The sequence below is a fragment of the Nocardia suismassiliense genome, from assembly GCF_900269665.1.
Classification (GTDB): domain Bacteria; phylum Actinomycetota; class Actinomycetes; order Mycobacteriales; family Mycobacteriaceae; genus Nocardia; species Nocardia suismassiliense.
The window spans coordinates 2,075,596-2,087,438 of the sequence record NZ_LT985361.1 but is presented as its reverse complement, the minus strand read 5'-3'; the positions used below and the strand labels follow the sequence as shown (position 1 = coordinate 2,087,438).

Here is an 11,843-nt window from a genome sequence, read left to right as displayed (position 1 = left end):
AATCCCTCATCCTGCGCTCTGCTTTGTTCAGCTCCGTCCGGAGTGCCTCTACGCCGCCCTAAGACCGCAGGCCTGAGCCGCCTGCAGACCTGACTCCAGGTTTGCCGACGGGGACGAACACCTCTCCAGCGCCGCGCTGAACAAGGCGTTCCAGCAGGCAACGCCACGCGTCATGTCAACGTGGCGAGCACGATATCCAGCGCCTTCCGCATATCGTCCCCCTCGATCCGCATCAAAGTGTCTTCATCGAGGGTCCGTGGATCGAGGGATTCGTCCATGGCCAAACGATATTCGCGTTCTTCCTCCGCACTCTCGATCACATTACGGATGAACCGCCCGTTACCCGCGATGTCGACACCGCGCCGCGGCAGACCACTCTGATCGGTGCGTTCCGCCGCGTACAGCTGCACACACGCTTCCCGCAAAATCTCGACTGCTTCGTCCGAAAGTGCGGAATCACGTTTACTGGCAATGAATTTGCCGATGTCACGGAGTTCATCGGGCGAATAGGAGTCGAACTTCACCCGCTTGGCGAAACGAGAGGCAAGCCCGTCGTTGCTGGCCAGGAAGCGATCGATCTCGCCGTCGTACCCGGCGATGATCACCACCAACCGGTCGCGGTCGTTCTCCATCCGCGCGAGCAAAGTATCCACTGCCTCGCGCCCGAATGCGTCCCCACCGGAGAGCCCCTGCTGAATCAGTGTGTACGCCTCGTCGACGAAAAGCACACCGTCCATGGCGGAGTCGATCAGCGCATTGGATTTGATCGCGGTAGAACCCAGATGCTGGCCGACGAAATCGGAGCGCTTGGTCTCCACCACCTTGTCGGTCTTGAGCAGCCCGAGCCCGCAGTAGATCTTGGCGACCACCCGCGCGATGGTGGTCTTGCCGGTACCGGGTGGACCGGTGAAGGCCAGGTGCTGCCCGCGCGGCATGCTGCTGAGCCCCTTCTCCGCGCGGATCTTCGCCATGGTCGCCGAGGACTGCAACTTGGCGACCTGAACCTTCACCGCCGACAATCCGATCTGGGCCTGCAGTTCCGCGCGGGCGGTGGCCAGAATTGTCTCGGCCCGGTCCTGGTGTTCCTGCTCGGCAGCCTCATCCAGGGACGGCGCGGTCGCGGGATCCCAACGGTTGGTGCGCGATTCGATCTGCTCGCGGGTGGTGACCATGATCCGGAAGGTGGGATCGCTCATGGCGCGGGCGTTCGAGGCGAAGCCCGGCACCTGGCTGTACACCGTCTCGAACAGCGACCGCGCCTCGTCCTCGTTACCTTGTTCGCGCAGTGCGAGACCGCGGCAATACATGGCCGCGGTGCGGGCGGCCGGGATCGGCCCGTGCTCGGCTTGTTCGAGGCGGCGCGTCGCCTCACCGAACAGACCGAGGTGCGCGCACGCGGTGCCGACCATGACGTGTGCGCCGACCGCCATGTACTGGTCCTGCCATTCGGCCGACCCGGCGAGCACCGCCATCACGTCGGGCCACAGCTGAGCGGTGAAGTACAGGACGCCGCGGGCATAAGCGCAGAGGCGGTCGTCCAGCGCACCATCGGGGTCGTCGGTGATCTTCTTGCGGCGCTCGTCCAGTTCGTCGAGCACATGCTGGGCCTCGTCGAACTGCTTGTCGTCCAGCAGCCGCATGGCATGCGCGATCCAGATCTCGGTGAAACCGGCGACCGGATAGTCGATGTACTGGCCGATCTGGAAGCGACCCGCCAGCTGGCGTGGCGGCAAACCGAGCCTGCGCTGTTCCCGCATCAGCGAGGTGGTCGAGGTGCGGTGCAGCTGTCCGAACACCTCGTTCGACGCATCCCCCGCGGCGAGGCGGCCCAGCCACGCGTCGCACATGTCCGGGTCGAGCTCGGTGGCCCGGCGGAAGGCCACCTTGGCGTATTCGAGGTTCTTGGTGGCCTGCTGGCCGTCGACCATCAGACCCAACGACAGCACGCCCGCATCGAAGACCTGTTGGGCTGAACGAATCGCTGACATGCGGCGCAACGTAGCCGGAATACGGTGCCGCGTCACGCCTTACCCTGCGCGCGAGCATGCGGCATTCACCGGGGATTAACCGCGCGAGACCACCACCGCCACAGAACCGCATGTCAGCGCCCGACCAGGGTTACGACTGAGGAAACTCACTGCTCAGCCCGCGCGACCGAGCGACTCCGTTGTTAATTTCCCGAACGTGATGGAGTCCACGGCGATCGAGCCGCAACTGTGCCGGGTCTCGGTGATCGGTGGCAACACCCAGGTGGATGTGGTGCTGCCCGCGACCGTCGCGATCGCAAATTTCATCCCGGATGTGGTGGCGCTCATCGCTTCTCGCAATCCCGATCTGTCCGAACTGGAGGACAACGGGCCGCTCGCCGCCCAGCACTGGACCCTCGCCCAGCCCGGTCAGACCGCGATCGATCCGGGGCGCACGCTCACCGAGGCCGAGGTGTTCGACGGTGACCTGCTGGTGCTGCGCGCGGTGGATTCGGTCGAGTCGCCGCCGCTGTTCGATGACGTGATCGACGCGGTTGCCCGGCTGACCGACGACTCCTTCAGCGGCTGGTCGGGTGAGTCGGCGGGCCGGGCCGGGATGGGCGGCGCAATCACGGCGGTGGTCGGCACGTGTTTCCTGCTGCTGTTCGCCGCGGCGCGTGGCTGGTCGGTGCTGGCCGGCTCGGCTGGCCTCGGCATCGGTCTGGTGATCCTGATCGGCGCCGCGCTGGTCGCCAAGAAGTACGCGGCGACCGCTCCCGCCACCGCGCTGGCCCTGTGCGGGCTGCTCCTGATGGGCAGTGGCACAGCGGCATTCGTGCCCGGCCGCCCCGGCGCACCACACCTGCTGTTCGGTGCCGCCGCCACCCTGCTGCTCGCGGTGATCGCGATGCGGGCGATCCCGGTGCGCACGACGATGTTCACCGGTGTCATCACGGTCGCGACGTTCGGCGTCGGCGCCGCGGGCACGGTGACGATCTGGGACGTCGCACCGTTGAAAGTCGCAGCCGGGATCATCATCTTCGCGTTGCTCGGCATCACCCTCGCCTCCCGGATCGCGGTCGCGGCCGCGCGGCTCCCGGTGCCGCCGGTACCGACCGCGGGCGGGGCCATCGACCCGCGCGACCACGAACCACGGCCGACCATCGAAGGCATCGGCGCGGTCGGCGCCACCGCCATCCCCTCGGCGGCCGGCCTCGGCGAACGATCACGGCGGGCCAACGACTTTCAGTCCGGGATGATCTTCGGCATCGTCGCGATCACCGTGCTCGCGACGATCGTCGTCGTCGCCTCGGCCACCGAGCATCGCTGGCAGTGCGCGGTGCTCGCCGCCGCGGTCGGTGTCGTACTCGCTAGGCGTGGAAGGGCTTTCGCCGATCTGACCCAGGCCGCAGTACTGGTTGCCGGCGGCTGCGCGGCCTTGATTGTGCCCGCGGTGCTGTGGGGTGTGCGGATGCCGGAGCTGGCCTTGCCCGCTGCGGGCGCGCTGCTGTTGGTGGCGGGGCTCGGCATGCTGATCGGGGTGGCCGGACCGAACATGGAGGTGTCGCCGGTGGTGCAGCGGGCGGGCGAGATCTTCGAATACCTGCTGATCTGCATTATCGGTCCGCTCCTTTTCTGGATCCTCGACGTCTACGCCATGGCCCGGAATGCGTGAGCTCGTCCGGCCGGCCGTCGTCGTTACCTTGACGCTGACTCTGGCCGTTGCGCCGATCGGCGCAGCACTAGGGATCGCACCGCCGGTGGTCGATCCGGGTGCGCTGATCACGAATGCCCCAGTGGCCCCGCCTGTTCCGTCCGAGCAGCGGCTGCTGTGCTCCCAACCGATCTGGACCGGACCCGCACCCGTCGGAGTGCCCGCGGCGCAGAAGGCGCTCGGGCTCGAAAACGCCTGGCAGTTCAGCCGGGGCGAGGGACAGACCGTCGCGGTGATCGACACCGGCGTCAACCCACATCCGCGACTGTCGGTGCGACCGGGTGGTGATTACGTCTCCGATTCCGACGGCACCGCCGACTGCGACGGGCACGGCACCCTGGTGGCGGGTCTCATCGCCGGTCGGCCCGCCCCCGAGGGCGGCGACGGCTTCTCCGGTGTCGCGCCCGCCGCCGCGATCCTCACCATTCGCCAGACCAGCCTGGCCTACCAGGCCAAGAACAGTTACCGCTCCGACGATCCCGGTGCGATGTCGGCGGGTGGTTACGGCACCGTCGACACCCTCGCCAGCGCGGTGGTGCACGCGGTCGACAGCGGCGCCACGGTCATCAATATCTCCGCGGTGTCGTGCAGGCCCGTCGGCGCTGAGGCAGTCGACGGCCCGCTCGGCGCGTCGCCGCGGTACGCCTACGACCGCAACGTCGTCGTGGTCGCGGCAGCAGGCAACCTGCAACAGCAGGGTGCGTGCAAGGAGCAGAACGGCACTGCCGGATGGAATGCGGTCGCTACGATCGCGACGCCCGCGTGGTTCTCGCCGTACGTCCTGTCGGTGGCATCGGTGGAGCCCGACGGGTCGCCCTCGGCCTTCACCCTGTACGGGCCTTGGGTTTCCGTGGCCGCGCCGGGCAGCAATCTGATGTCGCTGGACAGCGCGCCGGGCGGCACCGGGCTGGTGAACGGCACTCCGCAGGCCGACGGGCAGGTGGCGCCGGTGAACGGCACCAGCTTCGCCAGCGCGTATGTCGCGGGCCTCGCCGCGCTGGTGCGTGCCCGCTTTCCCCACCTCTCCGCACAGCAGGTGATGGACCGCATCATCCGCACCGCGCACGCCCCGGGCAGCGGCCACGACGCCCGGATCGGCGCCGGCCTGATCGACCCGGTCGCCGCGCTCACCGCGGTCGTGCCGCCCGCCCCGAAAAGCGATCCAGCCCAGGGCATCCCGATCGCGGGACCGACGCCACCAGCCTTCGTGAGCCCGTGGCCGCGGCGCATCGGCCTCGCGGGCGCGGTGAGCTGCCTGACGCTGCTGGCCATCGTGCTCGCCCTCTCCATTCCGTTCCGGCGCGAACAGCGCAGGCCCCTCGTCCTGCCGGGCGATGACTAACCGAAGGAATTCGCCATGGGCACAAAGGGGTTCATCCGCCTGGCCAGGATCGCACCGCCGCGGCCACCGGGCGGCGAGGTAATCCTCAACGCACCGCCGGAGATCACCGCACCGGTCCCCGCGCCGCTGTGGCAGCGCCTGCTGCCGGTGGTGATGGTGGTCGCCATGGTGGGCATGATGGGGCTGATGTTCACCATGGGCGGCAAGTCCATGTTCTCCAATCCGCTCACCATGATGTTTCCGATGATGATGCTGATGTCGATGGTCGGCATGTTCGCCAGCCGCACCGGCGGCGGCGGGAAGCCGGCCGCCGAGCTCAACGAGGAACGCAAAGACTACTTCCGCTACCTCGACCAGCTGCGCCGCGACGTCCGCAATACCGGCACCGCCCAGCGCGAGGCCCTGTTCTGGAGCCACCCGCACCCGATCGACCTGCACGCCCTGATCGGCACTCGCCGGATGTGGGAACGCAGGCCGAGCGACCCCGACTTCGGGCACATCCGGATCGGCGTCGGCAGCCATCGCCTCGCCACCAAACTGGTTCGGCCCGAGACTGTTCCGCTGGAGGACCTGGAGCCGGTGGCGACCGTGGCGCTGCGCCGCTTCGTCCGCACACACTCGGTGGTGCACAGCCTGCCGACTGCCATCTCGCTGCGCGCGTTCCCCGCGGTGAACGTGGAGGGGCCGCGCGAGCACGGCCGCGCGCTCGTCCGGTCGATGCTGATGGAGCTGGCCACTTTTCACGGCCCGGACAGCATGATCTTCGCGATCGTCACCGCCGACCCCGACGGCGAGGTGTGGAGCTGGACCAAATGGCTTCCGCACCTGCAACATCCACGCGACACCGACCGAATCGGGTCGGCCCGCATGCTGTACGAATCGCTGTCGGAACTGGAGACCTCGTTATCGGAGGACCTCCTGGAGCGCGGCCGTTTCCTGCGCAACGCACCGACCACGGCAGGCAGGCTGCACCTGGTCGTGGTGATCGATGACGGATACGTCAGCGGCGCCGAACGCATCATCAGCGACGCCGGCCTCGACTCGGTGACCGTGCTCGACCTGACCGCCCCGCAGACCGGACTCGCCGTCCGGCGCGGGCTGCAACTGGTGGTCGAGGAAGACGTGATCGGCGCCCGCACCGGTGGTTCCGTGGAGAACTTCGCCGGCCCCGACCGGGTAAGCCTGGATATCGCCGCCACTTTCGGCCGTGGGATGGCGCGCTACCGGATCGCCACCAGCGCCCAAGTTGTCGACCTCGGGGCCGAGGTGAACACCGACCCCGGACTGATGGCGATGCTCGGCGTCGCAGACGCGGCGACCCTCGAAGCGGACACGGTGTGGCGGCCCAGGTCGGCCCGTGAGCGGTTGCGGGTGCCGATCGGCTCGACTCCCGACGGCACCCGGGTCGAGATCGACATCAAGGAGTCCGCCGAGAACGGCATGGGCCCGCACGGGTTGTGCATCGGCGCAACGGGTTCCGGCAAGTCCGAGTTCCTGCGCACCTTGGTGCTGTCGATGGTGACCACCCACTCCCCCGATCTACTGAACCTGGTGCTGGTCGACTTCAAGGGCGGCGCAACGTTTCTCGGGCTCGATCCGCTGCCGCACGTGTCCGCGGTGATCACCAACCTCGAGGAAGAACTCTCGATGGTGGACCGCATGCGCGACGCACTGGCCGGTGAACTGACCCGCAGGCAGGAATTGCTGCGCGCGGCAGGCAACTTCGCCAACGTCACCGAGTACGAGAAGGCCCGTGCCAGCGGGGCACCGCTCGATCCGTTGCCCGCGCTGTTCATCATCGTCGACGAGTTCTCCGAATTGCTATCGCAGAAACCGGATTTCGCGGAGCTGTTCGTGATGATCGGCCGCCTCGGCCGCTCGCTGCGGGTGCATCTGCTGCTCGCTTCACAGCGATTGGAGGAGAACCGGCTGCGCGGCCTCGACTCGCACCTGTCGTACCGGATCGGCCTGCGTACCTTCTCGGCGGGTGAATCCCGTCAGGTGCTCGGCATCACCGACGCCTACCATCTGCCCGCACAGCCCGGTGCCGGCTATTTGAAGAGCGATTCGTCGGATCCGTTGCGGTTCAACACCACCTACGTGTCCGGGACCTACGTGCCGCCGGTCGCAGGCCGGACCACCGGTCCGACGGCCACGGCCGGGACGGTCGACCTATTCACCGCCGCCACCATCGAAGCTGCCGCACCGAGCACGGAAGAGCAGCAACCGATCCCGGTCGAACTGCCCGATCTCAGCGAACTCCTCGGTCAAGCGCCGCCCGCCGAACCCGAACGGTCGCTGCTCCAAGTGGTGGTGGATCGGCTGACCGGGCACGGCAGGCCTGCGCACCAGGTGTGGCTGCCGCCGCTCGACATCTCGCCGACCGTGGATCTGGTGCTGCCCGATCATGATTGGCGTTCCCAGGTCAACCGGAATGCCAATCTGTGGCTGCCGATCGGCATCGTCGACAAGCCGTACGAACAGAAGCGTGACGTGCTCGCGATCGATCTGTCCGGCGCACAAGGCAACGTCGCGGTGGTCGGTGGACCGCAGTCCGGCAAGTCGACCACCCTGCGCACCATCATCCTTTCCGCCGCCACCACGCACACCCCCGAACAGGTGCAGTTCTACTGCCTCGACTTCGGCGGCGGCACCCTGGCCGCCCTCACCGGGCTGCCACACGTCGGTTCCGCGGCCGGGCGGCTGGAGAGCGACCGGGTGCGGCGCACCGTCGCCGAACTCAGCATGCTGCTGCGCAGGCGCGAGGCCCGCTTCCTGGAACTCGGCATCGAGAACATGCGTGAATTCCGCAAGCGCAAGGCCGAATTCGCGCTGCTGACCCCCGAAGAGCGGGCCGCGCATCCGCTCGCTGCCGACGCGTTCGGTGATGTGTTCCTGGTGATCGACGGCTGGGCCGCCTTCCGCGAAGATTTCGACCTGATCGAGGGCCAGGTGCTCGCCCTCGCCGCCCGTGGACTGTCCTACGGCATCCACCTCATGCTCGGCGCGAACCGGTGGGCCGAGATCCGGCCCAATGTGAAGGATCAGATCGGTACCAGGATCGAGCTGCGCCTCGGCGATCCGTCCGACTCGGAGATGGATCGCCGTGCGGCGGTGAACGTTCCGATCAACCGTCCGGGCCGCGGCATGACCGGCGATAAGCTGCACATGCTGATCGCACTCCCCCGCCTGGACACCGACGTGAACCCGGAAACGCTCTCCGACGGCATCGTCGCCGCGAAGGCCGAACTCGCCGAGCTCTACGGCGACCGCCGGGCACCCGGGGTGCGGATGCTGCCCGGCGAACTCGACCGCGAACAAGTGCTCACCACCGCACGCGACCTGGATATGCGCCTGGACAACAAGCGGGTGCTGATCGGATTGAGCGAATCGGAACTGCTGCCGGTGGTGCTCGACTTCGAGGAGTCGCCGCACCTGCTGGTGTTCGCCGACGTCGGCTGCGGCAAGACCACGCTGCTGCGCAATATCGCGCAGGGCATCGTGGAGAATTCGCATCCGAACGAGGCGCGGGTGATCCTGGTCGACTACCGGCGCACCATGCTCGGGGCGATCGACGGGCAGCACCTGGCCGGGTACTCCACTTCGGCGCAGACCTCGATTCCGACCTTGAAGGAAGTCGCGGGATTCGTGTCGCAGCGGCTACCCGGTGCTGACATCACGCCTGCGGAGCTGCGGGAGCGCAGCTGGTGGACGGGGCCCGAGGTGTATGTGATCGTCGATGACTACGACATGGTGGCGTCGAACAATCCGCTGGTGCCGCTGCTGGATCTGTTGCCGCAGGCGCGGGATATCGGTTTGCATGTGATCATTGCGCGCCGGTCCGGTGGTGCGGCGCGGGCGCTTTACGATCCGGTTCTCGGGCCGATGAAGGATATGTCGGTGGACGGGATTTTGATGAGTACGCCGAAGGACGAGGGTGTGCTGCTCGGGGACGTTCGTCCGGCTCAGTATCCGCCTGGGCGTGGGCTGTTGGTGTCGCGGACGCGGGGGCGGGATCTTATTCAGATCTGCCATCTGCCACCGCCGAGCTGAGCGGAGGGATGTTGCTCGGCGATGTGCGCGAGCAACCTCCGGCTGAACGTGGGTTGTTGGTGTCGCGTGCCATCCAGCGCGCTAGGCGGTCAGGAGAACGCTGCGGTGGCGTCTTCCTCGGTGCTGTCGAGATCGCCTGCGGCCCGGCTCATTCCGTGGGCGAATTGAGACAGAGTGTGCGCCAGGTCGAATCCGCCTTGGAGCAGGTCGGTGCTGAGGTTCACGTAACCGGCCTCGCCATCGGCGAACGACTTACCGTATGAGTCGGTGCCCCACGGCGGGTTGGCGCTACTGCCTGCGGTGACCGTGGATTGCGGTGTGCTTCCGTTGTGCTGCACTGTGATCGGATCACCGAGCAGCGTCAGCGTGTCGGCGAGTACACGCACCGCACGGTCGACCGCGTCGGCCACGCTGTCCATCACCACGGCGGCGGAATGCAGGTCGGTAGTCGAATCGATGGCGATACTCTGCTCCACCCGGACCACTCTGGCCAGTACAGGCAGCGGGAGACGGGATTGCGGGCGACTGGTTCCGAAACACTATGCAAATTATGGGTTTCGGGTTCAGACGCACACTTTCTGATTTCTCGCACACCGACTTGCCGCGCTGACACGCGCGCGTTTGCAAGAAGGAGTGCGTCTAACGGTTCTCGCGGTCCAGGTTGTCTGAATCCGGTGGCTGCCAGTCGGTTTCAGGGTTCGGCGGCGGGCCCCACACGGCCGGGTCGGGTGGTGGTGGCGCAATGTACGGTTCGATCATCGGCTGGTGATAGGAATCGAGTTTGGGGCGGGTCTTCGCACGCAGATCGGTGCCCTTGGGTTGATAGTGGTCCGTCCCTGGACCACCGGTGCCGTATTCCTTGCCGAGTTGCTCACTACGGAGCAAAGCCCGCTGCCACCAACTGTTCTCCGCGCCGATCGGGCGCACCGTCGGCTTGGCTTCGGCATCGGCGCTGCGGTTGATCACATCCGGATGGACGCGCACCATGCGCAGGTCGTCGGCGCGGTGCTGGGCGAGGTCGGCGTTGCGTTGCGATTCGTCGGCGCGGGACTGGAAGTCGTCGGCTCGACGCTGGTGCGTGTCGGCCCGCAGGCGCGCGGCGGCTTGCTCGAACTCCGCGCTCGCGTGTTCGACACGGGCGCGGGCGACCCGTAGTTCGGCCCGCTCCACCTGCCGAGTATCGGGAGAGTCGTTCGCGCGCAACGCTTCCAGACGAGTTTCCGCGGTACGTAACTGCTGCTGCGCCCGTTCGGTGTTCGTCCGTGCTTGCTCCGCGACGCCGTCTTCCGTTGCCGCTCTTGTCTGTTGCATGGTTGCCCGCCGCTGCACGGTGTCGGCACCTGCCTGCGCGCGATCCGCGGTCTGCTGGGCCACATCGGACCGATTCTGCATGTCCTGGGCACGGTCGGACATGCGGGAACCCCACTGCGGCTGCCGGTCGGTCGCCTCCGGCCCGTCCGTGGCCCCCAGTGCGCGAGCCCGCAGCGGGTTCTCGACGGATTCAGAAGGCTGAGCGCGCAATTGGGGCTGGGAAGCGCGCACCTGCCGCTGGTATTCGCGCAGGTTCGCCGCGTCCTGCCGATCGAGCTCGCGCAGCCTGCGCTGATGCTGCGGCGTCGACTCGACCGACCGGTCGACCGAAGGCCGCGCTACCGGTGCCGGTCGCGGAATGGGCTGGTCGCTCACCGACCCACCGACCGCCGCAGCCCGGCTCGCCGGGACATACACGTTCCCTTCGGCATCAAGCTGGAAATGCCGGAGAAAACCGGTGCGCGCCGCACTGCCCGGCACCCGGTTCAGATGGAACAGGCCACGTGCACCACCCGCCACCGCACCACGAAACGCACCACCCGACGCACCGAGACCGAACCCGCTCGCAGTGAACGCCCCCTGCCAGCTACCGCTGTTCATCGCCGACGCCATCGAACTGCCGACCGTGCCGACCGCCCCGGCGAACGCACCGATCGCCGCACCCCGGCCCACATCCGCCGCACGACCAAGCTTGTTGGTGAGCCTGCCGATCGACGCGTCGAACCCGATGCCACCCCAATGCCCAGCTGCCCGACCGAACAAACCGCTCGCATAGGACGCGCCAAACGAGAGCAGTGCCTCATTCCCGTTGAACTGACGCCGAGTACCCGCAGCGATCTGACCACCCTGAATAGCCGCGTCCACCAACACCGCTTGCCCACCCGACACCGCACCCTTCACCGCGTACGTAGCCAGATTCTTGACCACCAACTTCGTCCAAGCCTGCTGCCCCACAGCACCAAAAGCCCGCAATATCACCTGCTCGATCCGCGTGATCACCAGATCCTCAACCCGCCGCAAGCCCGATCGGGTTCCTGCGATCGCCGCAGCCTCCACAGCGGGCGCGGTGGGCGGAAACATCCACGCCCACAGGATCTCCACGGCCAACATGGCGTAGGAGACGATCATCATCAGCTTCGCCGCCTGCACGGTGGTGCCGAAATCGAAAGCGGCATCACCGAGTTCGTCGTAGTTGGCGGCCAGCTTCGCCAACGAAGCGTCGCCGTCGAGCAGGTCGGTGAACAACGCGGAGATGGTCTCGGCTCCCGCGCCATCGGTGTACGCGCCGCTGGCTTTCCGTCGCACCTGAGTCAGCGGGTCGACCTGCGCAGCAAGTGATTTCGATGCTTCGCTCCAGGCCCGACCGATGGCGAAGAGCAGGTCCTCGTTACCGGCGGGCAGGTCGACACCGACCAACCAGCCCAGCCATTTCAGATCCTGCGGGATCTCGATCATC

At 67.2% G+C, this 11,843-nt stretch carries 6 protein-coding genes; 3 read left to right on the top strand and 3 right to left on the bottom strand.

The genetic code is table 11. The features are described from left to right. Window positions 1-170 precede the first annotated feature (170 nt). Complete coding sequence (eccA, locus tag DBO33_RS09195) at window positions 171-1,988, bottom strand: type VII secretion AAA-ATPase EccA (protein WP_107654656.1); 1,818 nt, start codon at window positions 1,986-1,988, stop codon at window positions 171-173. A 199-nt stretch (window positions 1,989-2,187) separates the two neighbouring features. Here eccA and eccD point away from each other — a divergent pair, with 199 nt between their 5' ends. The 3 genes from eccD to eccCa are packed head-to-tail and all read left to right on the top strand — an operon-like array spanning window position 2,188 to window position 9,076. Next, window positions 2,188-3,642: a type VII secretion integral membrane protein EccD gene (gene eccD / locus DBO33_RS09190; RefSeq protein WP_107654655.1), complete on the top strand. Its 1,455-nt coding sequence runs from the start codon at window positions 2,188-2,190 to the stop codon at window positions 3,640-3,642. Then, the gene (mycP, locus tag DBO33_RS09185; RefSeq protein ID WP_107654654.1) at window positions 3,635-5,023 is read left to right on the top strand and encodes a type VII secretion-associated serine protease mycosin; all 1,389 of its coding nucleotides are present in this window, start codon (window positions 3,635-3,637) and stop codon (window positions 5,021-5,023) included. Before eccD ends, mycP begins: the two co-directional genes overlap by 8 nt. A gap of 15 nt (window positions 5,024-5,038) precedes the next feature. Beyond that, window positions 5,039-9,076, top strand: a complete 4,038-nt coding sequence (gene eccCa / locus DBO33_RS09180) for a type VII secretion protein EccCa (RefSeq protein ID WP_107654653.1) — start codon at window positions 5,039-5,041, stop codon at window positions 9,074-9,076. An 89-nt stretch (window positions 9,077-9,165) separates the two neighbouring features. Here eccCa and DBO33_RS09175 read toward each other — a convergent pair whose 3' ends face one another. Together DBO33_RS09175 and DBO33_RS09170 are read right to left on the bottom strand one after the other, a co-directional pair. Beyond that, complete coding sequence (locus DBO33_RS09175; RefSeq protein WP_107654652.1) at window positions 9,166-9,552, bottom strand: hypothetical protein; 387 nt, start codon at window positions 9,550-9,552, stop codon at window positions 9,166-9,168. A gap of 163 nt (window positions 9,553-9,715) precedes the next feature. After that, window positions 9,716-11,842: a WXG100-like domain-containing protein gene (locus DBO33_RS09170; RefSeq protein ID WP_107654651.1), complete on the bottom strand. Its 2,127-nt coding sequence runs from the start codon at window positions 11,840-11,842 to the stop codon at window positions 9,716-9,718. Window position 11,843 lies beyond the last annotated feature (1 nt).

What these genes read in the sequence shown, in the direction of transcription:
- eccA (WP_107654656.1), bottom strand. Translation starts at nt 1,988, where the DNA reads ATGTCAGCGATTCGTTCAGCCCAACAGGTCTTCGATGCGGGCGTGCTG.
- eccD (WP_107654655.1), top strand. Translation starts at nt 2,188, where the DNA reads ATGGAGTCCACGGCGATCGAGCCGCAACTGTGCCGGGTCTCGGTGATC.
- mycP (WP_107654654.1), top strand. Translation starts at nt 3,635, where the DNA reads ATGCGTGAGCTCGTCCGGCCGGCCGTCGTCGTTACCTTGACGCTGACT.
- eccCa (WP_107654653.1), top strand. Translation starts at nt 5,039, where the DNA reads ATGGGCACAAAGGGGTTCATCCGCCTGGCCAGGATCGCACCGCCGCGG.
- DBO33_RS09170 (WP_107654651.1), bottom strand. Translation starts at nt 11,842, where the DNA reads ATGATCGAGATCCCGCAGGATCTGAAATGGCTGGGCTGGTTGGTCGGT.